Here is a 26,113-nt window from a genome sequence, read left to right on the forward strand (position 1 = left end):
CTCCGAAAGCACGCTGTGCTCGCGCCTGTCAATTCAACCAATACGGTATCGTTGCGCCGTCGAACGGACGGCCTCGCCATCCGATGGCAACAAAAATCCGAAAATTTGAATGGATTACTCTAAAGGTCGGATGTTGTGGCTTATGGACAGGATGTGGATGGCTGTTCACATCGGGGCTGTTCCGAAGCACCGCCAGGTTCTACTGGGCTGCATCGCACGGGACAGGGCGGAATCCTTCTGCCATAACAGCGGCGGGCGTCAGGCGCAGGATGATCATCGACCATGCGGATCGCACTTCGGTTGACAGCCGCGTTGGGGGCGGCGGCGCTGATGCTCGCGGTGCCGCTGGCAAAGGCCGGGGCCGCAAACGCGCCGGATCCCTGGGACCGTCTCTCCAACCCTCTGTTCAGCCACTTCGGGCCGGCGGAGGGGCTGCCCTATTCGATCGGGTCCGCGCTGGCCCAGGACGGCGACGGGTTCGTCTGGATCGGAACGCCCGGCGGGCTGGCCCGCTGGGACGGCTACCACATGCGCGTCTTCCGCCACCGACCCGGCGACCCGGACTCGCTGCCGGAGAACATCGTCACGCATCTGCTCGCCGACGGGACCGGGCGGCTCTGGCTGGGGACGGCGTCGGGCCTCGTCGCGCGCTACGACCCACAGCGGGAGCGGTTCATCACCCACCGCGACCAGGGCAGTGGCCTCGGCCGGCTCAGCGGGCTTGCGGTGGACGGCCGGGGCGGGCTGTGGGCGGTCGGAACCGGCGGCCTGGCCCATCTCGACGGCACGTCCGGGCAATGGCAGCGCGACGACCCTGCCGCCATCGGTCTTCCGCCCGGCGAGATCCGGAGCGTGCTTCTGGACCGCGCGGGAACCCTGTGGGTCGGCACGACCGCCGGGCTGCACCGGCGCCCGGCCGGGGAGGAGCGATTCCAACCCGTGGAGGTGCCGGCAGAGCCCGGCCCCCTGCCCCCTGGCCCACTGCCCGGCCCGCTGCCCTCTGGCCCGCTGGTCGCGACGGCGCTGCTGGAAACGTCGTCCGGCGCCATCTGGTTCGGCACCGCGACCGGACGGGTCGGCACGGCGGACCGGACCGGCGGGCGGTTTCTCGACCAGCTCCCCCCGTCCGGCCAACGGGTCACCGCCCTGGCCGAGCCCGAGCCCGGAACCCTGTGGATTGCCGAATTCGGTGGCGGGATCCGGGTGCTGGACACGGCGACCGGCGCCACGCGGCGGTTCCGCAACGACCCGGCGGTCGCCAGCAGCATCGCCGACGATTCCAACCTCAGCCTGCTGGTCGACCGGTCCGGCCTCGTCTGGGCCGGGGGCCTCGGCGGCGTGGACCGGCACAACCCGCGCGACCAGGGCATCCTGACCATCCTTCCCGCCAAGCCCGACGGCCTGCCCGGGAAATACGTGCGCAGCATGACGGTGCGCGCCGACGGCGCGGTCTGGCTGGGCTTCCGGGACGAAGGGATCGCCCTGCTCGATCCCGCCGCCGGCCGGATCGTCCGGGTGATCGCCCCGACCACCCCGGCCGCCCCAGCCGGCCCAGCCGGCCCAGCCGGCGGCGGCCTGCCCCGGCAGATGGTCCAGGCCATCGCCGCGCCGGCGGACGGCGACGTCTGGCTGGGAACCACGCGCGGGCTCCACCGCATGGCGGCGGACACGGGCGCCGTCTCCGCCTTCGCGCCGCTGGACAAGACCAACATCCTGTCCCTGCTGGCGGACGGCGCGACGCTCTGGGCGGGGGGCAGCATGGGGCTGGCCCGCATCGACCGGGACCAGGAAACAGGGCGTGCGACGGTGCGGCTCCACCAGCACGCCCCGGACCGCCCCGACAGCGTCAGCGACAACAGCGTGCAATCCCTGCTGCGCGACCGCGGGGGACGGCTTTGGGTCGGCACCCAGCGGGGCCTGAACCTGTTCGACGACGAGCGGGGGACGTTCCGCCGCTTCCTGCACGACCAGAACAACCCCGCCAGCCTGCCCAACGACATCGTCAACACCCTGCTGGAAGACCGGCAGGGACGGCTGTGGGTCGGCACCGCCGGCGGCATCGGCATCCTGACGCCGACGGTTAGAGGGGAGGCGGAAGGACCGGCCACCTTCCGCACGCTGAGCGCCGCCGACGGCCTGCCGCACGACACCGTCACCGTGCTGCAGGAAGGCGCGGACGGGCTGATCTGGGTCGGCGGCGGCGACCGGCTGGCCGCGGTCGATCCCCGGACCCTGGCCGTGCGCAGCTTCGGCCCGATGGACGGCGCCGGGATCCGGACCCATTGGGCCGGGTCCGGGGCCCGCCTTCCCGACGGCACGCTGCTGTTCGGCGGCTTCGGCGGGATGACCGTCGTCAAGCCCGGACGACTGCCCCACTGGGACTTCCAGCCGCCGGTCGTGGTGACGGAACTGCGGGTCGACGGCCAGCCCCTGTCGGTTCCGCCCAGCACCGTGTCGCCGGACGCCGCGCCCGTCACCGTCACGCCGGAGCACCGCAGCGTCCAGGTCGAGTTCGCCGCCCTGGACTTCTCGACGCCGGAGCGCAACCGCTACGCCTACCGGCTGGAAGGCTTCGACGAGCGCTGGACCATGGCCGACGCCAACGGCCGGACGGCGACCTACACGAACCTGCCCCCCGGTTCCTACCGCCTGACCGTCCGCGGGACGAACCGCGACGGCCTGTGGAGCGAAACCCCGCTCTCCCTGGGCATCCAGGTCCTGCCCGCCTGGTACCAGACGCTTTGGTTCCGGCTGTCCACGGCGGCGGCGGCGCTGGGCCTGCTGGTCGCCGCGGTCCACGCCCGGACCGCCCTGCTCCGCCGCCGCCAGCGCGAGTTGGAACGGCAGGTCGCCCAACGCACGGCCGAAGTCGAGGTGGAACGCGCCCGCGCCGTCGCCGGCGAGGCCAGCGCCCGCCGCTCCATGGAGGAGGCCGAGGCGGCCAACCGGGCGAAGTCGCGTTTCCTGGCGGTCATCAGCCACGAGATCCGCACGCCACTGAACGGCGTCCTGGGCATGCTCCAGCTGCTCGACCCGAAGCCGATGGACAGCGAGCAGCGCCGCTTTTTGGAAATCGCCCGCAACTCCGGCAACGTCCTGGTCAGCCTGATCGAGAGCATCCTGGAATACGGGCGTTGCGAGGCGGAGGACGAAGGGGTCGAACTGGGCATCGTCGACCCGCGCCACCTCGTCGTCGGCGCGGTGGAGCTGTTCTCGGTCCAGGCCGCGGCGAACGGGGTCCGGCTGGACCTGTCCATCGACCCACGGGTGCCGCCGGCGATCCGCTGCGACCGGATCCGCATCACGCGCGTCCTGCACAACCTGCTCGGCAACGCGGTCAAGTTCACGCCGGAAGGACGGATCGGCGTCTCGCTCGCCCTGTCGCCGCAAGGCGACGGCAGCGCGGACCTGCTGCACCTCGTCGTGGCCGACACCGGCATCGGCATCGCCCCGGATCTGCACGAGGCGATCTTCCGGGATTTCGTGCAGGCGGACGATTCCATCACCCGACGCTTCGGCGGGACTGGGCTCGGCCTGTCGGTCTGCCGCCGGATCGCCGCGATGCTGGGCGGCAGCCTGACCGTGGAAAGCGCGCCGGGCGTCGGCAGCACCTTCCGCCTGACCGTCCCGGTCGAGACCGCTCACGCCCCGGATCGGGCGCCGGCCGGCGGGGCGGACGACGAAACGAATGGCGGAACGAATGGCGGGCCGGGCCTGGACATCCTTCTCGTCGACGACGACCCGATCAACCGGGAGGTCGGGCTGGCGCTGATCGGCACGCTCGGCCACCGCGTGTCGGTCGCCGGTGGCGGGCTCCCGGCCCTGGAGGCGGCGGCGGCGGCGCGGTTCGACGTCATCCTGATGGACGTCCACATGCCGGACATCGACGGAATCGAGGTGATCCGCCGCCTGCGGGCGCTGCCCAAACTCGGAGGGGCCGACCTCGGAGGGGCCAACTGCCAACGGGCAGACACGCGCTTCATCGCCATGACGGCCGACGCGACCGAGTCCACGCGCCGGCGCTGTCTGGAAGCGGGCGCGGAGCGCGTGGTGAACAAGCCCCTCCGCCTCGACCTGGTCCGGCAGGCCCTGTCCGGCGCCGCCGGAGCCCAGCCCGCCACACGCGCGAACGGCACCCCATCGGAATGTTGGGTGGACCACTTGGATCGCGACTACCTGCGCCTCCAACTCGACATCCTGGGATTTCCGGAGCTGGTGCGGCTGACCCGGCTGTTCAGCCGGACGTCGCGGCGGTCGATCACCGCCGTGGAGGCGGCGGCCGCAGCGCAGGACGCTGCCTCCGTCCGCGCGCACGTCCACCGGTTGCGCGGTTCCGCCAATGCGCTCGGCCTTTCGCGGCTGTCCGCCGCCGCTGCCGCTGTGGAGGCCGACGCCCGAACGGCGGCATCGGGATTGGAGGGGTTGGAGGGGTTGGACCCGCAGCGGATCGCGGCCCTTCGCACCCTGCGCCGCGCCGCGCTCAAGGCTTTGTCCGAGGCGGCGCGGGAACCCGCGGAGTCCACCGGCGGGCCTCATACGGCCGGCGCATGAACGGTTCCTGGATCGGCCGGCCGTATGACGCTTTCGCACATGGCTGCGCCATGGGTCTTCGGTATCAGGTCTCCTGCACGACGACGCCGAGCTTGTAGCCGACGCCGGGGACGGTGACGATGACCTCGGCGGCGCTTCCATGCACCGGCGCCATCTTGCGGCGCAGGCGCGCGATGAGGGAATCGACGGTGCGCAGATCCCCCATCTGGTCGCGGTTGCTCACGACCTCGATCAGGTAATCGCGCCCCAGCGGCCGGCCGTCGGCCTCGATGAGCGCGGCCAAAAGGTCGAACTCCGCCCGTGTCAGGCGGATCGGCTCGCCGTTGCGCTGCGCGAGTTCCCGCCGCGTGAAATCGAGCAGCAGGGATCCCAAGGACACGATGGAGCCGCGGCGCCGGGACCCGCGCTCCAGCGCCCGGCGGCGCAGCAGCGCGCGTGACCGAGCCAAAAGCTCGCGAAGGTTGACCGGCTTGGTTACATAGTCGTCGCCGGCCAGTTCAAGCCCGACGATGCGGTCGACGTCGCCGTCCTGCTGGGTGACGAAAATGATGCCGACCGGGCTGGTTGCGCGGATCTCCTGGGCAAGCACAAGGCCGCTGCCGTCGGGCAGATGGATGTCGAGGAAGATCAGGTCGAACTTCTTTGTCCTGAGCAGGGTCTTGCATTCACTGGCGCTAGCAGCCTCGAAGACGCTGAACCCTTCCCGCGTGAAATAGCCTGCAACCATTGTGCGAGTAACAGGATCATCTTCCACGATCATGAGAGCGTTGCGCGATTCCACCATGTATAAAGACGACCCCACATGATAATATTTGCGCGTTTCCTCACGCCTGTTGCCCATACTTAGATGGGCTGCGGCAGAATAGGTGATATCGCCGCCTCTGGCCACCCCTCCATGGTGCTCCTCTTGACATTGATTCTTGGATTGCGGGTACCGGAGACAAGCTGCCAAACGAGGAACCATGGCTTCAGCGGTTATGGGTTCACCGACGTTGCCTGCTTGCCCGGATATCGGAAAAGTGGTGCGGGAGAAAAATAGTGCGGGCGGCCCAAACGGGTGCGGAGCGTCAGGCTGGCGGTTCAGCCGCGGCCGCGAGATGCTGGACCAGCTGACGGGCACTGCCCGACAAGGACGCCAAGTCGCGCACGCACAGGAACAGGCGCCGTGTTGCCCAGGGTTCGGCCAACGGGATCACACGAATTCGGCCGGAGGCGATCTGATGCTCGATCGCCATCCAGGGCAGGATGCCGATGCCGAGATTCTCTTCGATCATCCGGCACATTCCATCGAAACTGCGGACCTGGATGCGCAGCTTGATCGAGCTGCCCGTCTCCATGGAGGCGCGCATGATGACGGCCAGAAGCGAGCTGTCGGGGTGCGGGCCGATGAAGTCGTAGTCCAGCGTCTCCACCAGCCGGACGGACGGCCGCTCGGTCAGCGGGTGACCATCCGGGACGACAAGGACCAAGCGGTCCACATGGTAGGGCAATCGCTCAAGCCCCTCGGCGGCGGTGTTCTCGGTGATGATGCCGACGTCGGCCGAACGGTCCGACACTGCCCGCACGATCGCGGGGCCGACCTGCTCCTCCAGGTCGATCTTGACCATGGGGTAGCGCGTCAGGAAGCTGTTCAGCTCGCGGGGCAGAAACTCTGAAATGGCGGAGGCGATGGCGTGCATGCGCACATGCCCCTTCACCCCGGCGGTGAAATCGCTCAGCTCGCCTTCCATGCGCGCCAACGTCTGGAGCACCTGGCGGGAATAGTGCAGGAACGTCTGGCCGGCCGGGGTCAGCGTGACGCCGCGGGCATGCCGGCGAAGCAACGCGATGCCGACGACGGCTTCCAGATCGGCGATCCTTTTGCTGGCCGCCGACAGCACGATGTTCTCGCGCTCCGCCGCCCGGGTGAGATTCGCTTCTTCGCCAACAGCAACGAAGAGCTTGAGCGTGATCAGGTCGAAGCGCATGAACCTTCACCGTGGGTGATGCTTGGCCTTTGTTCCGCCGCCGCGGCCCAATCGGCCATCATAGGGGCAGAAGGGTCGATGTGCAGCCGGTTTGGCCTTGGGCACATCAACGGCCCGATCACCTCGCGGACACAGACTTCGTCAACGACGAAGGCTCGGTTGGCGAAGGACCAATTGTCCGTATGCCACGCGTTTCGTAGCGTGAGGCAACAAGGCCGTTGCTGAAACGGCCGCAACACCATCCCGCACCGTGAACGGCTTCGCCGGCCAGGGCCCTCATGCCCGCGCCGTCACCCGCCTGCGCGACACCGCGGGATCGGAATGATGAGGGAGAAACGCCATGACGGCGGAATGTCTGCAGGACTCCTCGGCGGAGTCCTTCGGCCGGCAGGTGATGCGCAAGGTGACGTGGCGGATCGTGCCCTTCACCTTCCTGCTCTATGTGATCTCCTATCTGGACCGGGCGAACATCGGCTACGCCGCGCTCCAGATGAATCACGAGCTGGCCCTGGGCGCCGAAGCGTTCGGCTTCGCCTCCGGCGTGTTCTTCCTCGGCTATTTCCTGTTCGAGGTGCCCAGCAACGTCATGCTCGCCCGCTACGGCGCGCGCGTGTGGATCGCCCGCATCCTGGTCAGCTGGGGCGTCGTGTCGGTGCTGACGGCCTTCGTGCAGACGGCCGAGCAGCTCTACGTCCTGCGTTTCCTGCTGGGCGTCGCGGAGGCCGGCTTCTTCCCGGGCATCATCGTCTATCTGACGCAATGGTTCCGTGCCAAGGAGCAGGCGACGACCATCGCGCTGTTCACGGCGGCCATCCCGGTGTCCTACCTGATGGGCGCCCCGCTCAGCACCTGGCTGATGGACAACGTCAACTGGCTGGGCCTCAGCGGCTGGCGCTGGATGATCATCCTGGAAGGCGGCCCGGCCATCCTGGGCGGCATCGCGACCTTCCTGTACCTCGTCGACCGGCCGGAGCAGGCGCCGTGGCTGGACGCGCGGGAAAAGGCCTGGCTGGTGCAGGAACTGGAAGCGGACCGCAAGGCGCGGACCAACGTCCGCCATCTCAGCACGCTGCGGACGATGCTGAACCCGAAGGTGCTGTTCCTCTCGCTGATCTACTTCGTCTACCAGACCGGCAGCCTGGGCATCGGCTATTGGATGCCGCAGATCATCAAGGGCTTTTCCGGCACGTTGACCAACACCGAGATCGGCCTGATCGCCATGGTCCCCTACGCGATCGCCACGGTCGGGATGATTATGTGGTCGCGCAACTCCGACCGGACGGGGGAGCGCCGCTTCCACTCCGCGCTTCCGCTGCTGCTGGCGGGCGCCGCGCTGGCCCTGGTCGGCGCCGTCGGGGCGCCGTGGCTTGCGATGGCGCTGATCAGCATGGCGCTGACCGGCCTCTACGCCTTCAAGGCGCCCTTCTGGGCCCTGCCGTCGCTGTTCCTGACCCGCTCCACCGCGGCCATGTCCATCGCCGTCATCAACTCGATCGGCAACCTCGGCGGCTTTGCCGGGCCGTACCTGATCGGCCTCGTCAAGGGCTCCACGGGCAGCGCCACCGCCGGGCTGATCTTCCTCAGCGGCCTGCTGGTCGTCTCGTTCCTGATGACCGCCCTGATGCGCCTGGAAGAGCGCGCCTGACCGCCCGCCGCGACCACCGCTTCCCGAGAACGCCCGTTTCCCCCGGATCCCAAGGATCACCCATGGTTCAACCCTTCACCTCAACCCTGACCGGACCGTTCGGCACGCTGCGGCACATCGACCTGCGGGCGGCGGCCGGTGGCGCCCTGGAGCGCATGCCCTGGTGCCACCGCGTCCTGCTGGAGAACGTGCTGCGCCAGCCCGACGCCGCGGTGGCGGAGGCGGGGCGGCGGGCGCTGCTCGGCTGGCTGGAGACCGGGCGGAGCGAGGCGGAGATCCCCTACGCCCCCGGCCGCATCCTGATGCACGACACCACCTGCGGGCCGGCGCTGGTGGACATCGCCGCCATGCGCGACGCCCTGGCGGAGGCCGGCGGCGACCCGGCCCGGCTGAACCCGGCCTGCCCTGTCGCGACCTCCACCGACCATTCGGTCGCGGTGGACGTCTCGGCCCGGCCGGACGCGCTGCGCCACAACATGACCCGCGAGATGGAGCGCAACGCCGAGCGCTACCGCTTCATGAAATGGGCGGCCAACACGGTGCGCGGCTTCCGCGTCTTCCCGCCCGGCACCGGCATCATGCACACCATCAACATGGAGCGCCTCGCCACCGTCGTGGCCGTGGAGGAGCGCACCGGCGAACATGGGGGCGAGCGCTGGGCGGTGCCCGACACGCTGGTCGGCACCGACAGCCACACGCCGATGATCAACAGCCTCGGCGTGCTTGGCTGGGGCGTGGGCGGCATCGAGGCCGAAGCCGTGATGTTCGGCGTGCCGCTGGCGCTTCGCGTGCCGGAGGTGATCGGCGTGCGGCTGGACGGACATCTGGCGGAGGGGGCGCTGGCCACCGACCTCGCGCTGGTCGTGACGGAGCGGCTGCGCAAGCTGGGCATCGCCGGGGAGTTCGTCGAGTTCTTCGGCGCCGGCGTGGCGAGCCTGTCGGCTGGCGAGCGTTCGGTCGTCGCCAACATGGCCCCGGAATACGGCGCCAGCACCGGCTTCTTCCCCATCGACGCGCGCACGCTGGCCTACCTGCGCGACACCGGCCGCGACGAGACGCACCAGGCGCTGGTCGCCGCCTACGCCCAGGCCATCGGCCTGTGGTACGCGCCGAACGCCAGCCCACGCTACACCGAGACCATCACGATCGACCTGGGCTCGCTCGGTCCCACTTTGGCCGGTCCGCGCCGCCCGCACGACCGGCTGGCGCCGGACCAGGTGCCGGCGGTGATGGCGCCGCTCGTCACCGGCGCCGCACCGCCCGCGGAGGGTGATGAGGTGCCGGAGGACGCGGTGGCGATCGCCGCCATCACCTCCTGCACCAACACCACGGACCTCGGCCTGCTGGTCGCCGCCGGGCTGCTGGCGCGCAAGGCGCGGCGGCTCGGCCTGCACCCGCCGGCCTGGGTGAAGACCTCGCTCACGCCGGGCTCGCCGGCGACGGCGCGCCGCTTGGCGCGGGCCGGGCTGCTGGAGGATCTGGAGGCGCTGGGCTTCGGGATCGCCGCCTACGGCTGCGCGACCTGCATCGGCAACTCCGGCCCCCTCCTCCCCGTGGTTGCGGAGGCCATGGAGCGCCGCGGCATCAAGCCGGTCGTCGTGCTGTCGGGCAACCGCAACTTCCCCGGCCGCGTGCACCCGCAGCTGACCTCCGCCCTGCTGGCGTCGCCGCCGCTGGTGATCGCCTGGGCGCTCAGCGGGCGGGCCGTGCTGGACGTAACCCGCGATCCGCTGGGCATCGGCACGAACGGAGAGGTCGTCCGGCTCGCCGATCTCTGGCCGACGTCGGAGGAGATCGAGGCGGCGCTGGCCGCGGCCGTCGACCCGGACGACGTGGCGACCGCCTACGCGGAGACCGAAGCCTCGCCCCTGTGGCGCGACCTGGAGGCGCCCAATACGCAGCGATTCCCGTGGGACCCGGAGTCCACTTACCAACGCAGGCCGCCCTTCGTGAATTTCGGCCCGCAGGACGCGCCTGTCCCCTCCTTCGTCGCGCATCCGCTGCTGGTGCTGGTGGACGACATCACGACCGACCACATCTCCCCCGCCAGCGCCATTCCGGCGGGGAGCGACGCCGGCCGGCACCTGATCGCGCGCGGGGCGGATCCGCAGGACCTGAACGTCTACGCCTCCCGCCGCGGCAACTGGGAAGTGATGCTGCGCGGCCTGTTCACCAACAGGACGGTCGTCAACCAGCTGTGCCCGGACGCCCCGGCCGGCCACACCGTCTTCGCCCCGACCGGCGAGGTGCAGCCCGTGTGGATCGCCGCCGACCGTTACGCGCAGGCCGGCCTGCCCACCGTGCTGATCGCCGGAGAACGCTACGGCACCGGATCGTCGCGCGACTGGGCAGCCAAGGGCACGCACCTGCTGGGCGTCCGCGCGGTCCTGGCGCAGAGCTTCGAGCGCATCCACCGGTCCAACCTGGTCGGCATGGGCATCCTGCCCCTGCGCCTGCCGTCCGCGTGGCGCCCGGACACGCTGAAGATCGCACCGGGTGATCGGGTGGAAGTCCATGCCGATCCTATGGCCCTGGAGCCGCGCGCGTCGGTTCGGGTCGTGCTGCGCCGGGCGTCGGGCGCCGTCGAGCAATGCGAGGCCACCGCCCTCCTGGAAACCGCGCTCGACGTCGCGCTCATCCAGGCCGGCGGCGTGATCCCGATGATCCTGCGGCGCGCCCTGGCGGCCGCTTCAATCCAGAAAACAACGTAGTATCATAAGAGGTATTGGCATAAGAGATATTATCGCAAGAGTGGATGAAATGACCAATGCTACCAACCGATACGGATAAAAAACCGATGGATTCGCACGCAAAAGACACGGGGTCGGCACTGCCGCGTCGCCGCTTTTGCCGGGATCTGGCCGGTCTGGTCGCAGGCTCCGTCTGCGCCGGCGCGCTGCCGGCGTCGGAGGCCATGGCGCAACCGGCCGACACCAACCGCGATGGGCGTCAGGAGGCGCCGAAGGTCATGCCGCAGCCCAACATTCCATACTTCGCCTATGTCGGTTCGCGGACGACCCGGGAGCGGAACGCGCGGGGTGACGGGCTCAGCGTCTACCGCGTCGATCCGGCCGCGGCCACCTGGACGCCCGTGCAAGTCCTGCGCGACCTCGTCAACCCATCCTTCCTCAGCTTCGACCGGCAGCGCCGCTTCCTCTATGTCGTGCACGGTGACCGCAGCGAGATCAGCGCGTTCCGCATCGACCCGAAATCGGGGGAACTGACCTTCCTCAACCAGGAATCGACGGGCGGCAAGAACCCGGTGCACCTCTGCATCGATCCGACGAACCGCTTCGTCATCCTGCCCAATCACGTCACCTCGTCCCTCGCCGTGCTGCCGATCGGGGAGGATGGCGCGCTGGGTAAGCTCTGCGACCTCGTCCCTTTGACCGGGAAGATCGGCCCGCACCGCGTCGAGCAGCCCTTTCCGAAGCCGCACCAGACGATGCTCGACCAGACCGGGCGTTTCATCGCGGTTCCCGACAAGGGGCTGGACCGGACCTTCGTCTTCCGCCTCGATCCGGCGACCGGCAAGCTGGCCGCGGTCGAAGGAGCCGCGGCCGAAGCCCGCGAAGGCGCTGGACCACGCCACATCGCGTTCCACCCGTCGAACCGCTTCGCCTACATCGTCAACGAACTGGACTCGACGGTCACCACCTGCCGCTTCGATGCCGAGGCCGGACGCCTGACCCCCATCCAGGTGCTGAGCGCGTTGCCCGACAGCTTCGTGGGGAACAGCCGCGCCGCCGAGATCGCGGTTTCGGCGAGCGGTCGCTTCGTCTACGCTTCCAACCGCGGCCATGAGAGCGTCGCGGCCTTCGCGGTGGACGAGGCCACCGGCCGCCTCACCCCCGCTGGCTGGCAACCCACCGGCGGACGGACCCCCCGCTTCTTCGCCCTCAGCCCGGCCGACGACGTTCTGTTCGTCGCCAACGAGGACAGCGACGACATCGTCGGTTTCCGCGTCGATCCCGACACGGGAACCCTGACCCCGCTGGGGACCGTGGCGCGCACGGGCAGCCCCGTCTGCATTCTCTTCAACCCTGTCGGCAGTGGGCAAGCGCGGACGTAAGCGTCCCGTCGATCAGCGCCTCACATCCTGCCGTGCGACGACAAAGGGCGATAGGATGTCGGCGTTCAGATCGATGCCGAAGCCTGGGCCATCCGGCACGGTGACAGTCCCATCGTCGTTGACGGTGGGACGGCCGCACAGGTCCAGAAGAGGATTCGGCCCGCCGTCGAATTCGAGGAACGGGTACCCCCCCGCTGCACCGCCGCTGCGCATCGCCGGTAGGGTCGCGGTCAGGTGCAAGGCCGCCTGGAAGTTCACGATGCCGCCCCAGACGTGGGGAACCACCGGCCGGTCGTACAGCTCCGCCAGGGCCGCCACCCGGCCCACCCCGGTCAAGCCGCCGCAGACGGCGATGTCCGGTTGCAGCACGTCCATGCAACCGGCCTCCAGGAAGGGACGGAAGGCGCGGGCGTCCGTGAAGGTCTCTCCACCGGCCAGCGCGGGCTTCATGTGGCCGGACAGCATGCGGTAGCCTTGCAGATCCCCCGGAACCGTGGGCTCCTCCACCCAGAGCAGGCCGGCCTCCTCCATGCCCGACACGGCGGCCAGGGCGGCGCGCGGCGCGTAGGACTGGTTGAAGTCCAGCATCAGTGTGCCGTCCGGCCCCATCAACCGCCGAATGGCGTTGGCGATGGCCGCATCGTCCGCCGGGGCGAAGCCGCTGCGCAGCTTGATCGCCTTGAAGCCCGCCCGGAGATACCCCTCCACCTCGCGCTCGAACGTCCGGTAGGGATGGCCGCCGGGCTTGAAGAAGGGACCGCTGGCGTAGGCCGCGACGCGATCGCGGACGGCGCCGCCCAGCAGCGTGCTGACCGGAATGCCGCGCAGGCGCGCCGTCAGGTCGTGCAGCGCCATGTCGACCGCGGCCACGGCCCCCATGGCGCCGCCGGCGGCCTCCCGCATCTCCTGCCAGAGCCGGCCGATCTGCTGGGGATCCTGCCCCAGCAGGCGTGGCGCCAAGCGCGAGGCGACGACGACGAAATCGGCCCCGGGCGTGTGCCAGGCCTCGCCCCAGCCGGACAGGCCGTCGCGGCTCACGACCTCGACGAACAGGGTCTCCCGGCGGTCGAAAGACACCAGCGCGTTGCCGATGACTTCGGGCAGCGGTGCGACCAGATGATGGAGACGGACGGCGGCGATGCTCATGCCTTGCTTTCCTGTGCGCTTTCCTGTGCGGGATGGGACGTAGGGACGATGCCGCCGCGCATCACATCGCGCATGAGATGGCCGAGCAGCAGGATCGCGCAGGCCGTCAGCGCCATGGCGCCGGCAAGAACCAGCTGCGCCCCGCTGAAGCTGCCGGTCGCGTCCCGCACCCAGCCGATGATGGTGGGACCGAAGAAACCGCCCGTGCTGCCGACGGAATTGATCAGCGCGATGCCGGCCGCGGCGGCGGTGCCGGTCAGCATGGTCGTCGGGAAGATCCAGATGTTGGGCGATGCGCCCCCGATGCCGGCTGCCCCGATGGTCAATCCGACCAGCCCGACCAGCGGGTTGCTGCTCAGGGCGGCAAGGACGAAGCCGGCCGCGCTGACCAGAAAGGGCCCGGCCGCGTGCCAGACGCGCTCGCCGGTCCGGTCGGCGTGGCGGCCCACCAGCACCATGGCCAGCGCCATGAAGGCGGAGGGAATGGCGGCGACGAAGCCCGTCTGCACGGTGGTGAGGCCGAACGCCTTGACGAACTGCGGCATCCAGATGGCGATGCCCGTCGTGCCCATGACAAGGCCGACCGCGATCAGGCACATCAGCAGCACGCGGGGATCCCGGACAGCACGGGACACGGTGAAGCGCTCCGTCGTCTCCTGCGCCGCGCGTTCGGCGGTCAGCCGGGCGGACAGCCAGCGGCGCTCGTCGTCGGCCAGGAAACCGGCCTTCTCGGGCGAGGACGGCAGGCAGAGGGCGACGACGACGCCCATGATGACCGCGGGCGTGGCTTCCAGGATGAACATCCACTGCCAGCCGGCCATGCCGTGCCAGCCGTTCAGATGCTCGATGATCAGGCCCGAAATGGGGGCGCCGATGACCGACGACAGCGGCACGGCGATGTTGAACGTCCCGAACATGCGGGCGCGGTATTCCCGCGGGAACCACAGGGTCATGTAGAAGATCATGCCCGGAAAGAAGCCGGCCTCCGCAGCGCCCAGCAGGATGCGCACGGCATAGAAGCTGCCGGGGCTCCAGACGAAGGCCGTCGCCGCCGAGAGCAACCCCCAGGTGATCAGGATCCGCGCGATCCAGAGCCGCGCGCCATAGCGCACGAGGAGCAGGTTGCTCGGAACCTCGCACAGCACGTAGCCGAGGAAGAAGATGCCGGCGCCGAAGCCGAAGGCCGACGCCGAGAAGCCCAGGTCCTGGTTCATGGTCAACGCGGCAAAGCCGATGTTCACCCGGTCCAGGAAGGCCGCGAAATAGCAGACCATCAGAATCGGCAGGATGCGCCATCCCACCCTGGCGATGACGTCGGATCGCTCGTTCATCTTGGTTTCCTCCGAAATGCGCGGACTCCGCCACGCTTGTTCCGATGCCCGAGAGTGTCCATTCATTGACATTGATAATCAAATTGGATGTACTGAACATCTGACATTGAAAATTCTGATATGCGGAAAGACTGATATGCGGATCACGATCGCGCAGCTGGAGGCCTTCTTCTGGACCGCCCAGCTGGGCTCCGCACAACGCGCGGCCGAGCACCTCAACCTGGCCCAGCCCACGCTGTCGCTGCGCCTGAAGGATCTGCGGGACGCCGTGGGCACCGACGTGCTGGAACGGACGGGTCGCGGCCTGCGGCTGACCCCGGAGGGCCGCCTGCTTCTGCCGCGGGTGTCCGCGATCATGACCGAGCTGCGGGCCATCGGCGGACAGGACGAATCCCGGACCATCGCGGGCCGCGTCCGGGTCGGCTTGGCCGAGGGGTTTGCCGTCACATGCCTCTCACCGCTGCTGGCCGGGCTTTTGGAGGATCATCCGGCGCTGCAGCCGGAATGGGTGGTGTCCACCAGCACCACATTGGAAGACGCCCTTCTGCGCGACGCGTTGGACGTAGCGGTGCTGCTCAACCCAATCGGAGACGAGCAGCTTCATCTCCAGCCGCTCGGCGCGCAGCCGACGAGCTGGGTTGTTCCGTCGTCCTGGACATTGGCCGCTCCGCTGACGCCGCGGGACCTCTGGTCGCAGCCGATCTTCTCCAACCCTCCCCCCTCGGCCATGCACCGGCAGATCAGCGGCTGGTTCGCAACGGCGGGTCTCGTTCCCAGCCGTCTCAGCACCTGCACAAGCGTCGCCGTGATCGCGGAGCTGGTGGCCGGCGGGGTCGGCGCGGGGTTGCTTCCCATCCCCATGGCCAGGCGCTTCATCGCGCAGGGCCAGGTTCAACTGGTGACGGCCGATCCAAGGGTGGAGAATGGCCGGCTTTTCATTTGCTATCGGACCGGCGTCAACGATCCCAAGGTGGCGGCGGTCGCGCGATCCATCGCCCGGGTGATGCAGCGGATCGATTACATCGATACCTGACCAACGCCGCTTGCCGGGCGCCTTTGCGGGAATATTTCCCGCACGGGAGTTCGGCAAGGAGCATTTCATCAAGCGCGTCATTGACGAGGAGACCAAGCGGGCGCCCCGTCCGTTCAACCGCCCGGCACCGCTGTAAGCCACGCTTCTGGAGAGCGCATCATGACCGATCATGTCGACTATACGCCGCCGAAAGTCTGGACCTGGGACAACGCCAGCGGCGGCCAGTTCGCCAACATCAACCGGCCGATCGCGGGCGCCACGCACGAGAAGGAGTTGCCCGTCGGCAAGCATCCGCTGCAGCTCTATTCGATGGGCACGCCGAACGGCCAGAAGGTCACCATCATGCTGGAGGAACTGCTGGAGCTGGGCCACACGGGCGCCGAATACGATGCCTGGCTGATCAGGATCGGCGATGGCGATCAGTTCGGCTCCGGCTTCGTCGAGATCAATCCCAATTCGAAGATCCCGGCATTGCTGGACCGCAGCGGCGCAATGCCGATCCGCGTCTTCGAATCCGGCGCCATCCTCATGCATCTGGCGGAGAAGTTCGGCGCTTTCCTTCCCACGGAGCAACCCGCCCGCGCCGAAACGCTGTCCTGGCTTTTCTGGCAGATGGGGTCGGCGCCCTTCCTTGGCGGAGGCTTCGGCCATTTCTACGCCTATGCCCCGGCCAAGTTCGAATACCCGATCAACCGCTATGCCATGGAAACCAAGCGCCAACTCGACGTGCTCGACCGCCGGTTGGCCGACAACGAATACATCGCCGGCAACGAGTACACGATCGCGGACATGGCCATCTGGCCCTGGTATGGCGGGTTGGTGCAGGGCTGGCTGTACGATGCGGCCGAATTCCTCTCCGTGCAGGACTACAAGAATGTCGTTCGTTGGGCCGAGCAGGTCTTCGCGCGGCCTGCTGTGGCGCGCGGCCGCAAGGTCAACCGCACCAGCGGCGCGCCGTCCAGTCAGCTTCACGAGCGCCATGACGCCGGCGATTTCGACACCAAAACGCAAGACAAGATCGCCGGCGAACAGCCCTGAGCTTGATCGGCCGGCGCCCCTTGATCACCGGCAATAGACTAGGCGGAGCCCGGGGTCTGGCCAATCCATGGCGACGAGGCAACCGGTGCCGGACAACGTGATGTAGGCGGTCTTCCGGTCGGGGCCGCCGAACGCGATGTTGGTCGCCACCGGGTCGGGCAGCGGCACCTGACGCAGCAGCTGCCCGTTCGGCGAGACGACGGTGATGCAGCCGGAGATCAGCGTGGCGACACAGACATTGCCGTGGGCGTCCACCGCCATGCTGTCGAAGCGCTGGTAGCCGGGCAGACCGCACACCAGACGCCCGCCGTGCGGCGACGGGAACGGGTGCCGCACGGCGCGCCCGGGCTCGGCGAGGTCGAACGCCCACAGCCGTCCGGTTTCCGTCTCCGAGACGTAGACGACTGCGCCGTCCGGCGACAGGCCGACGCCGTTCGGCGTCACCATCGGATAGGCGACCTCCACGATGCGCGAGCCATCGGCCAGCGCGTAGTAGAGCCCGCCGTGGTCGCGGTCGCGCGCGCGGTTCTTGCCGAAATCGGTGAAGTAGAAGCCGCCGTGCCGGTCGAAGACGATGTCGTTCGGACCGCACAGCGGGTGCTCCCCGCACCGGTCGTACAGCGTGGTCAGCGCGCCGGTGACGACGTCGAGCCGCTCGATCCGGCCGCTGGTGTAGTCCTTGTGCACCCCGGCGCGGGTGCGGGTGTAGCCGGCGATCGTCTGGAACAGAAAGCCGCCGTTGTTGCAGATGTAGACGGCGCCGTCCGGCCCGACGGCCAAGCCGTTCGGCCCGCCGCCGGGCTGGGCGACCACATCGACGCTGCCATCGGGATTGACGCGGCTGACCGTCTCCCGCTGGATTTCGACGATCATGACGGACCCGTCCTCCTGGACCACCGGCCCTTCCGGGAACAGCAGCCCGCTCGCAACGACGCGGATCTCCGGCTCCTGATTCGATGGCGCCGTCATGGCTTGGCGACCTTCTGCGCGACCGCCTGGACGAAGCGGTTGTCGAAGGTGGCGGACAGGTCGATCTTGGCCGACGCCACGTTGGGATCGAACGCCGCCAGCACGTCGAAGACCCGCTTGGCGGCGTCGAGGGTCATCACCCCGTCGGTCGACAGGCAGCGGCCGAGCTTGGAGTACGCCTTCACGAACAGCGCCTTGTCGCTGACGAAATAGTCGGGCGGCACGCTGGCGGAGACATCCTCGGGCGTCGCCTGCACCATCCAGCGTTCGGCGCGGACGATGGCGTTCGCCATCGCCTGCACGGTGTTGGGATTCTTCTCGACGAACGACCGGGTGGCGTAGACGCTGGCCTCGGTGTAGTCGCCGCCGAACGCCGCACGGTTGCCGTCCTCGCTGCGCATCTCCGCCAGCGCGAACAGGTCGCCGCTGTCCTCCAGCATGGTGGCGACCGGGTCGTTGATCATCAGCGCGTCGATCTGGCCGGCGCGCGCCGCCGCGACGGCGCCGGACGAGGCCCCGACGCCGATGATCGACACGTCCTTCGACGACAGGCCCGCCTTTGACAGCAGATAGTTCACCACCATGTGGAAGCTCGACCCCGGGGCGCTGACGCCGACGCGCTTCCCCCTAAGGTCAGCGACCGACGCGATGGTTTCCTTGCCGGCCTTGGTCGTTCCGAACACCAAATCAGGGCAGTTGGCCTGCACCGCAAAGGACACCAGATTCTGCCCCTTGGCGGCCATCGTGATGGTGTTGGAATAGGCGCCGGCGACGATGTCCGCGCTGCCGCCCAGCAGCGCCTCAAGCGCCTTGGAGCCGCCGGAGAACACCCCGATCTTGACGTCCAGCCCCTCGTCCTTGAAGTAGCCGCGCTGGCTGGCGATCATGAACGGCAGGTAGGGGAAGCCCAGGCCGGCCGCGGCCAGATGGATCTCCGTCTTCTCCAGCGCCCCGCGCGCGTTCGCGGTTCCCGCGCCGGCGCCGGCGATCAGCGCCGCCACGCAGACGGACAGAATGGCTGTGCGCATCCTCATCGGTTCCTCCCCCTGCCCTTCCGGGCTCTTGTTGTCGAACGATCCGCCGGGCAACTCACGTCAGCTGGAGCCTGTAGACCCGGCGCGCGGTCTCGCGGAACAGGGCCGCCTTCTCGTCGTCCGAGGCGCCCCGGGCCAGGCGCTTGCAGGCGTTCCACATCACCACGTAGCTCTGCGAGCCCTTGTCGACCGGAAAATTGCTTTCGAACATGCAGCGGTCGGCGCCGAAGGCCTCGATGCAGGTTTCCACATACGGCCTCCAAGCCGCGGCGACCTCCTCGGAATTCGGCGGCGCCGGCCGCTGCTCGAAGCCGAAGCCGTTGACCCGCATGGTCATGCCGCCCAGCTTCACCACGACGTTGTCGCGCTTCGCCAGCTCGCGGATCGACGCTGCCCAGGTCGGGAAGATCGCCTCGCGCCGGCCGGCGTAGGCGCCCCGCCCGACCGGCCCGCCGGCGTGATCCAGGATGACCTGCGTTTCCGGCGCGGAATCCGCCAGCGCCGCCAACTCGCCGATCTGCGGGTGCAGGATCCAGGCGTCGAACGACAGCCCCAACCGGCCCAGGCGGGCGAAGCCGGCGCGGAAGGCCCGGTCCTCCATCAGCCGCGGCAGCGCCACGCTGCGCGGGTTGAGCAGCGAAAGATCGGCGTCCCACGCGGTGATGTGCCGGATGCCGCGGAAACGGTCGCCGCCCGCGCGGATGTGCGCCAGCAGCACCTCCTCCACCGCATCGCCCAGACGCAGGTCGGCGTGGCCGACGATGCCGGCGCAGGCCAGCGTTGGGCCATAGGTTCCGCTGGCCGCCATGGCGGCGATGCCGTTGATGAACTCGGTCTCGCCGACCGGCCGTAACGCCTCCGGCCCGGTGCGCCGGTACATCGCCTGGCATTGGATGAACACCGTGGCCAGGATTCGGTGGCCGGCGCTGGTGTCCTCCAGCAGCTCCGGAAGGAGATAGCGCGCCCCCGGCCGATCCCACAGGTGATGGTGCGGATCGATGATCGCCAGTTCCGGCTCCAGCACCGGCTCGCTGTGCAGCGCCAGCCAGTCCGGCCGCACCGGAAGATGGATGTCCGCCTTCGCCTCGCTCATGGTCCTTTCCCCGTTTCCTGCCGCCGTCATTTCGGGCCGTATTTGCGGAGCGCGACGTCCACGAAGTCGTTGGTGTAGGTGCTGGCGAGATCGACGGAGGCCGTGCGCAGATCGGCTTCCGACGTCGCCATGATCTCGAAGACCTGCTTGGCGCCGTCCTCGGTCATCCGGCCGTCCGGCGACAGGCAGGAGCGGATGTTCTCGAAGCTGCGCGCGAAGGTTTCCGGCTCCGTCCCGACGAACTCCTTAGGCAGCGCGTCCACCACCTGCCGGGCGGTCGCGGTCTGCAGCCACTTGTTGGCGCGGACCACGGCGTTGGTCATCGCCTGGATGGTCTTCGGGTTCGCCTTAATGAAGTCGTCGGTGGCGTAGAGGCTGCCCTCCGGATAGGGGCCGCCGAAGGCGGCGACGCTGCCCTTGTCGGTGCGCATGTCCAGCAGCATCGTGGCGTCGCCGCCCGACACCAGAAGCGAGGCCAGCGGCTCGACGACGATCGTCGCGTCGATCTTGCCGTTCTTCACCGCGGCCACCGAACCGGCGGAATTCCCGACCGACACCGGCGTGTAGTCGGTGGGCGTCAGCCCGGCCTTGATCATCAGGTAGTTGAGGGACTGGTGCGTGGACGAACCGGGCGACGTGACGCCGATCTTCGCCCCCTTCAGATCCCTGATCGACGCGACGGTGGACCCCTTGCGCACCAGCAGCGAATAACCGGGGCAGCGCAGGTAATTGACGAAGGCACGCACCCTCTGCCCCTTCGCCGCCAAGGTGATCGTGTGGCCGTAGGACCCGATGCCGGCGTCGGCGCTGCCGCCCAGCACGGCCTGCATGGTCTTCACGCCGCTCTGGAAATTGGCGATGCTGACGTCCAGCCCTTCGTCCTTGAAGTAGCCCTGCGCCTGCGCGATGTAGGGCGCCACATAGCTGACGACGGCCGCCGCCGCGCCAAGATGGAGGTTCGGACGCTCCGGCGCCTGTTGAGGAGTCTGCTGGGCAAGGGCGATGGACGGCATGACACTGGATGACATGACACTCAGGGCGAGCGTCAGCACGCGCGCTGCGCTTTTCATGGCGTTTCCTCCGGTGTTCGCGGGGCTGCCGCACCCCGGCCGTGTGGCGGCGGGGCGCGGCCTCCGGCGGGTCAGGCCTGAACGGCGACTTGGCGCTGGGTGCCCAGCCCCTGGATGCCGAGCGTCACCACGTCGCCGGCCTTCAGGTAGACCTGCGGCTTCTGCCCCAGCCCGACGCCCGGCGGCGTGCCGGTGGAGATGATGTCGCCCGGCCGCAGCGACATGAACTGCGACAGGTAGGCCACGAGGTAGCGCACGCCGTAGATCATCGTCGCCGTGCTGCCGTTCTGGTAGCGATGGCCGTTGACCTCCAGCCACATCGGCAGCTTCTGCGGGTCCTCGATCTCGTCGGCGGTGACCAGCCACGGCCCGGTCGGGCCGAAGGTGTCGGCCGACTTGCCCTTGGTCCACTGCCCCTGGCGCTCGGCCTGGAAGGCGCGCTCCGACACGTCGTTGATGACGCAATAACCGGCGACGTGGTCCATCGCCTCGTCTTCGGAGACGTACTTGGCGGTCTTGCCGATGACCACGCCCAACTCGACCTCCCAATCGGTCTTCTCGGAGCCGCGCGGGATCTCGATGTCGTCGTTCGGACCGACGATGGCGCTGGTGGCCTTCATGAAGATGATCGGCTCCGGCGGCACCTCGGCCCCGGTCTCCGCCGCGTGGTCGGAGTAGTTCAGGCCGATGCAGATGAACTTGCCGGTCCCCGCAACGCAGGGGCCGAGCCGCACGCCGGCGTCCACCACCGGCAGCGACGAGGGGTCGATGGCCTTCAGCCGGGCCAGGCCGTCCGGCAGCAGGGCGTCGCCCGCGATGTCGGCGACGTGGCCCGACAGGTCGCGGATGCGCCCCTCGGCGTCAAGGAGGCCCGGCTTTTCCTGGCCCGGGGGGCCGAAACGAAGCAGCTTCATTGGACTGTTTCCGTCGTTCCGTTGTGTTTTCTTGGTTCAGGCGGTCCAGCCGCCGTCGATGACGTGGATGGCGCCGGTGGTGTAGGCCGACGCGTCGGACGCCAGATAGACCACCAGTTCGGCGATCTCCTCCGGCCTGCCGAACCGGCCGACCGGCTGGCGGGCGACGAATGCGGCGCGGGTCGCCTCGTAATCGCCCTGGGCGCGCAGCCGCTCCTGCAGCGACGGCGAGTCCACCGTGCCGGGGCAGATGGCGTTGCAGCGGACGCCGTGCGCCACCGTGTCGGCGGCGACCGACTTGGTCAGGCCGATGACCGCCGCCTTGGTGACGCTGTAGGCGTAGCGGTTGGGCACCGCCTTCACGCTGGACGACACCGAGGACATGTTGACGATGGCGCCCCGGCCGCGCTCCAGCATGCCGGGCAGCACGGCGCGGATCATGCGGTGCATCGACTTGACGTTCAGGTCGAAACTGAAGTCGAGCGCCGCCTCGTCGCAGTCCAGGATGGTGCCGCTGTGGACGAAGCCGGCGCAGTTGAACAGCGCGTCCACCGGCCCGATGTCCGCGAACGCCGTGGCGACGGCCGCGCCGTCGAGCACGTCGAACCGGCGGCGGACGATGTTGGGAAGGTCGGGAAGGTCGCCCAGCCGTTCCTCGTTGATGTCGAGCGCCCAGACCAGGGCGCCTTCGCGTGCAAAGGCTTCCGCCGTGGCCCGCCCGATGCCCTGCGCGGCGGCGGTGACGATGGCGGTCTTACCAAGAAGTCTTCCGGACATGATGCATCCCGTCAGGGTTCAATAGGTCGCCCGGCCGCCCGACAGGTCGAAGACCGCGGCGGTGGTGAAGGAGTTTTCCTCGCTGGCCAGCCAAGCGATCATCGCCGCCGCTTCCGGCAGTTCGAGGAAGCGCCCGCGCGGGATGCGGCTCAGCATGTACTGGATGTGCTCCGGCGCCTGCTCCATCGCCCCCGGGGTGCGGGCCACGGCGGGCGTGACGCAGTTTACCGCGATGTTGTGCGCGGCGAGTTCCTTGCCCAGCGACTTCGTCATGGCGATGACGGCGGCCTTGGCCGCGCTGTAGGCGGCGGCGTTGGGGTTGCCCTCCTTGCCGGCGATCGAGGCGACGTTGACGATGCGCCCGTAGTTCTTCGCCGTCATCAGCGGGACGACGGCGCGGCAGCAGTGGAAGGTGCCGTTCACGTCGACGTCCATCACGCTGCGCCACGCGTCCAGCGGGTAGTTGGCCAGCGTGGCGTTGGGGCCGACGATCGCGGCGTTGTTCACCAGGATGTCGATGCCGCCGAACGCCGCGACCGTGCCGGCGACGGCCGCCTCCACGCTGGCGTAATCGGCGATGTCGACCCGCTCGGTGTGGACGGCCGGCGCGCCCGCGTCGAGCAGACCGCCCCTGGCCTTCGCCAGCCCCTCCTCGTTGATGTCCCAGATCACGAGGCGGGCGCCCGACGCGATCAGGCGCTGCCCGACCGTGTGGCCGATGCCCTGGGCGCCGCCGGTGACGACGGCGACCCGCCCGTCGAGATTGATGCTGTTGGTCTGCACGATTGGTCGTTCCTTCCTATCGCGGGCGTCAGGCGGTCGCGCCGACGGTCTGCCCGGCCTCGGGGCGCCAGCGCATGAAGCGGTCCTCGCAGAAGGACACAGCGGCGTCGAGCAGCAGGGCGAAGATGGTGAGCAGCAGGATGCCGGCGATGACCGAGTTGATGTCGAACACGCCTTCGGCCAACAGGATGACGTAGCCCACGCCCTTCTCCGACCCGAGATACTCGCCGACCACGCTGCCGACGAAGGCGATGCCGACCGCGTTGTGCAGGCTGGAGAACACCCAGCTCATCGCCGAGGGCAGATAGACGTGGCGCATCAGCTGTCGGGAGCTGGCGCCCAGCATGCGCGTGTTGGCGAGCACGACCGGGCTGACCTCGCGCACACCCTGGAAGACGTTGAAGAACACGACGAAGAACACCAGCGTGACGCCGAGCGCGATCTTCGACCAGATGCCCAGCCCGAACCACAGCGCGAAGATCGGCGCGAAGATCAGGCGCGGCATGGAGTTGAAGGCCTTGAGGAACGGGTCCGTCACTTCGGCGAAGAAGGGGCTGAGCGCCAGCCACAACCCCACCCCCAGCCCCAGGGCGGTTCCGATGCCGAAGGCCAGCAGCGTTTCCAGCAGCGTGGTGTAGAGGTGGAGGAAGATCTCGCCGGAGATGAACCACCCGACCATCCGCTGCGCGACGACGATGGGGTCGCCGAAGAAGAAGGGCGGAAGCCACTCCATCGTCGTGCAGAGCCACCAGATGAAGACGCCGCCCGACAGCAGGATCAGGCGCGACGCCTGGACGAGCCCGCGGTTGCGCGGATCAAGAGCGAGTGCGCGCATAGCTTTTCAGAACCTCCCCCTTGAGCACGTCCCAGATGGCGGCGTGCAGTTGCAGGAAGCGTTGCGTCATCCGGATGTCCGCGACCTCGCGGGGCCGGTCCAGGTCGATGTCGAACTCGGCGATGGGGCGGGTCGCCGGCCCGGCGGACAGGACAACCACCCGGTCCGACAGGGCGATCGCCTCTTCCAGGTCGTGGGTCACGAACATCACCGACTTGCGGTCGGCGGCCCAGAGCTGGAGCAGCTCGTTCTCCATGAGCTGGCGCGTCTGGATGTCCAGCGCGCTGAACGGCTCGTCCATCAGCAGGATGCGCGGGTTGAGCGCCAGCGCCTGCGCCAGCCCGGCGCGCTTGCGCATGCCGCCGGACATCTGGTGCGGGTACTTGTGGCCGTGCCCGTCGAGGCCGACCCGCACCAGCCAGTCCCGCGCCACTTCCAGCGCCTCCGCCTTCGGCGTGCCGTGGAAGATCAGGCCGGCGGCGACGTTGTCCTCCGCGTTCTTCCACGGCATCAGTGCGTCGGCCTGGAACAGGTAGGACGCGTCGCGGTTCAGCCCGCCCTGCAGCTCCTTCCCGAAGATGCTGATGTGGCCGCTGGACGGGCGCATCAGCCCCGCCGCCACGTTCAGAAGGGTCGATTTTCCGCACCCCGTGGGGCCGACGATGGACAGGAACTCGCCATCGTTGACCGTCAGGGTCACGTCGCGGATGGCGGTGTAGGTCTTTCCGCCGCCCTCGTTGCTGGCGAAGGCGCAGGTGACCGCGTCGAAGTTGATCGTCGGGCTGGCGGGGTATCGCTGCTCGGCGAACTTGTGCTTCAGAACGTTCATGGCCTGGCCTCCGCGGCTTTTTGCGCAAAGCGGTTGTCGTACGTGGCGGCGAGGTCGATCGGCGCCGTGCCGATGGCCGGGTCGAAGGCGGCCAGCACGTCGCGCACCGTCTTCGCCCCCTGGTCGGAGAGGACGCCGGTCTGGGAAATGCAGCGGCGGCTGTTCTCGAACGCGCGCGCGTACAGATCCTTATCCTCGACGAGGTACTTGTCGGGCACGGCGGCGGTCACCTGGGCGGGCGTCGCCTTGGCGATCCAGCGTTCCGCGCGGACGATGGCGTTGGTCACCGCCTGGACCGTGTTGGGGTTTTCGTCGATGAAGCGCTTGGTCGAATAGAGGCTGGATTCCGGATAGTCCGCGCCGAAGACCTTGCGGTTGCCGTCCTCGGTGCGCATCTCGGCCATCGCCAGCATGTCGCCGCCGTCGACCAGGATGGTCGCCACCGGGTCGTTGACGATCAGCGCATCGATCTGGCCGGAACGAATGGCCGCCACGGCGCCCGCCGCCTGGCCCACGCCGATGATCGAGACGTCCGACCCCTTCAGCCCGGCCTTGTGCAGGATGTAGTTGACGGCCATGTGCGTGCTGGAACCGGGCGCGCTGACGCCGATCCGCTTGCCCTTCAGGTCCTTGGGCGACTTGACCGTGTCCTTGTTCTTCTTGGCGATGCCGAAGATCCAGGCCGGGCAATTCACCTGGGACGCGAAGGTGACCAGCGTCTGGCCCTTCATGGCCATGGTCAGCGTGTTGGAATAGGCCCCGGCGACGATGTCCGTGCTGCCGCCGAGCAGGGCTTCCAACGCCTTAGACCCGCCGGAAAAGGCGGCGATGGTCACGTCCAGGCCCTCGTCCTTGAAGTAGCCCTGCGATTCCGCGACGATCATGGGCAGGTAGGTCATGCCCACCGACGCCGCGGCGATGTGGACCTCTGTCTTTTCGGGTTTGCCTTGGGCGTTGGCCGCCCCACCGCCCATCAGGAGCAACGCGGCGGTCACCGTCGACACGAACAAGCGCTTCATGGCCTTT

Annotated in this window: 20 protein-coding genes; 6 read left to right on the top strand and 14 right to left on the bottom strand. The window is 68.7% G+C overall.

The features are described from left to right. The first annotated feature begins 282 nt into the window (after positions 1-282). A complete protein-coding gene (locus M2351_RS29950; protein WP_264659683.1) occupies positions 283-4,551 on the top strand; it encodes a hybrid sensor histidine kinase/response regulator in 4,269 nt (1,422 codons plus the stop codon). Between the two features lie 64 nt (positions 4,552-4,615). On the opposite strand, the gene M2351_RS29955 is transcribed toward M2351_RS29950, so the two are convergent. Further along, positions 4,616-5,335 (bottom strand): response regulator, encoded by a 720-nt coding sequence (locus M2351_RS29955; protein ID WP_264660371.1) that lies wholly within the window; start codon positions 5,333-5,335, stop codon positions 4,616-4,618. Positions 5,336-5,618: 283 nt separating this feature from the next. Further along, positions 5,619-6,518, bottom strand: a complete 900-nt coding sequence (locus tag M2351_RS29960) for a LysR substrate-binding domain-containing protein (RefSeq protein WP_264659684.1) — start codon at positions 6,516-6,518, stop codon at positions 5,619-5,621. Between the two features lie 340 nt (positions 6,519-6,858). Between M2351_RS29960 and M2351_RS29965 the strand changes: the two genes are divergently transcribed. The 3 genes from M2351_RS29965 to M2351_RS29975 all read left to right on the top strand — a co-directional run bounded on the left by M2351_RS29965 (position 6,859) and on the right by M2351_RS29975 (position 12,235). Beyond that, positions 6,859-8,163 carry an MFS transporter gene (locus tag M2351_RS29965; RefSeq protein WP_264659685.1) on the top strand — a complete coding sequence of 435 codons (1,305 nt, stop codon included), beginning with the start codon at positions 6,859-6,861 and terminating at the stop codon, positions 8,161-8,163. Positions 8,164-8,225: 62 nt separating this feature from the next. Further along, positions 8,226-10,874 (top strand): aconitate hydratase AcnA, encoded by a 2,649-nt coding sequence (gene acnA, locus M2351_RS29970; protein ID WP_264659686.1) that lies wholly within the window; start codon positions 8,226-8,228, stop codon positions 10,872-10,874. Positions 10,875-10,960: 86 nt separating this feature from the next. Further along, positions 10,961-12,235: a lactonase family protein gene (locus M2351_RS29975; RefSeq protein ID WP_264659687.1), complete on the top strand. Its 1,275-nt coding sequence runs from the start codon at positions 10,961-10,963 to the stop codon at positions 12,233-12,235. A 12-nt stretch (positions 12,236-12,247) separates the two neighbouring features. Here M2351_RS29975 and M2351_RS29980 read toward each other — a convergent pair whose 3' ends face one another. Next, entirely contained in the window at positions 12,248-13,381 is a 1,134-nt protein-coding gene (locus M2351_RS29980) for a mandelate racemase/muconate lactonizing enzyme family protein (protein ID WP_264659688.1), read from the bottom strand. Further along, positions 13,378-14,712, bottom strand: a complete 1,335-nt coding sequence (locus M2351_RS29985; RefSeq protein WP_264659689.1) for an MFS transporter — start codon at positions 14,710-14,712, stop codon at positions 13,378-13,380. Before M2351_RS29985 ends, M2351_RS29980 begins: the two co-directional genes overlap by 4 nt. Between M2351_RS29985 and M2351_RS29990 the strand changes: the two genes are divergently transcribed. Together M2351_RS29990 and yghU are read left to right on the top strand one after the other, a co-directional pair. Further along, entirely contained in the window at positions 14,669-15,745 is a 1,077-nt protein-coding gene (locus M2351_RS29990) for a LysR family transcriptional regulator (RefSeq protein WP_264659690.1), read from the top strand. The two genes, M2351_RS29985 and M2351_RS29990, sit on opposite strands and share 44 nt — an antisense overlap. Before the next feature lie 159 nt (positions 15,746-15,904). Beyond that, a complete protein-coding gene (gene yghU, locus M2351_RS29995; protein ID WP_264659691.1) occupies positions 15,905-16,783 on the top strand; it encodes a glutathione-dependent disulfide-bond oxidoreductase in 879 nt (292 codons plus the stop codon). Positions 16,784-16,807: 24 nt separating this feature from the next. Here yghU and M2351_RS30000 read toward each other — a convergent pair whose 3' ends face one another. The 10 genes from M2351_RS30000 to M2351_RS30045 all read right to left on the bottom strand — a co-directional run bounded on the left by M2351_RS30000 (position 16,808) and on the right by M2351_RS30045 (position 26,106). Continuing rightward, on the bottom strand, positions 16,808-17,752 hold the full coding sequence (locus M2351_RS30000) for an SMP-30/gluconolactonase/LRE family protein (protein ID WP_264659692.1): 945 nt from the start codon (positions 17,750-17,752) through the stop codon (positions 16,808-16,810). Next, positions 17,749-18,786 carry an ABC transporter substrate-binding protein gene (locus M2351_RS30005; protein WP_264659693.1) on the bottom strand — a complete coding sequence of 346 codons (1,038 nt, stop codon included), beginning with the start codon at positions 18,784-18,786 and terminating at the stop codon, positions 17,749-17,751. The genes M2351_RS30000 and M2351_RS30005 overlap by 4 nt, the downstream gene beginning before the upstream one ends. A 55-nt stretch (positions 18,787-18,841) precedes the next feature. Next, positions 18,842-19,879, bottom strand: coding sequence for an amidohydrolase family protein (locus M2351_RS30010; RefSeq protein ID WP_264659694.1), 1,038 nt, complete (start codon positions 19,877-19,879; stop codon positions 18,842-18,844). A gap of 26 nt (positions 19,880-19,905) precedes the next feature. Next, on the bottom strand, positions 19,906-20,949 hold the full coding sequence (locus M2351_RS30015; RefSeq protein WP_264659695.1) for an ABC transporter substrate-binding protein: 1,044 nt from the start codon (positions 20,947-20,949) through the stop codon (positions 19,906-19,908). Between the two features lie 71 nt (positions 20,950-21,020). After that, positions 21,021-21,863, bottom strand: coding sequence for a fumarylacetoacetate hydrolase family protein (locus M2351_RS30020; protein ID WP_264659696.1), 843 nt, complete (start codon positions 21,861-21,863; stop codon positions 21,021-21,023). A 36-nt stretch (positions 21,864-21,899) separates the two neighbouring features. Further along, the gene (locus tag M2351_RS30025) at positions 21,900-22,640 is read right to left on the bottom strand and encodes an SDR family oxidoreductase (RefSeq protein WP_264659697.1); all 741 of its coding nucleotides are present in this window, start codon (positions 22,638-22,640) and stop codon (positions 21,900-21,902) included. Positions 22,641-22,658: 18 nt separating this feature from the next. Continuing rightward, the gene (locus M2351_RS30030; RefSeq protein WP_264659698.1) at positions 22,659-23,423 is read right to left on the bottom strand and encodes an SDR family NAD(P)-dependent oxidoreductase; all 765 of its coding nucleotides are present in this window, start codon (positions 23,421-23,423) and stop codon (positions 22,659-22,661) included. 28 nt (positions 23,424-23,451) lie between these two features. Next, on the bottom strand, positions 23,452-24,258 hold the full coding sequence (locus M2351_RS30035; RefSeq protein WP_264659699.1) for an ABC transporter permease: 807 nt from the start codon (positions 24,256-24,258) through the stop codon (positions 23,452-23,454). Next, the gene (locus M2351_RS30040; RefSeq protein WP_264659700.1) at positions 24,239-25,087 is read right to left on the bottom strand and encodes an ABC transporter ATP-binding protein; all 849 of its coding nucleotides are present in this window, start codon (positions 25,085-25,087) and stop codon (positions 24,239-24,241) included. The genes M2351_RS30035 and M2351_RS30040 overlap by 20 nt, the downstream gene beginning before the upstream one ends. Further along, positions 25,084-26,106 carry an ABC transporter substrate-binding protein gene (locus M2351_RS30045; protein WP_264659701.1) on the bottom strand — a complete coding sequence of 341 codons (1,023 nt, stop codon included), beginning with the start codon at positions 26,104-26,106 and terminating at the stop codon, positions 25,084-25,086. The genes M2351_RS30040 and M2351_RS30045 overlap by 4 nt, the downstream gene beginning before the upstream one ends. Positions 26,107-26,113: the final 7 nt, after the last annotated feature.

Source organism: Azospirillum canadense (assembly GCF_025961225.1).
Taxonomy (GTDB): domain Bacteria; phylum Pseudomonadota; class Alphaproteobacteria; order Azospirillales; family Azospirillaceae; genus Azospirillum; species Azospirillum canadense.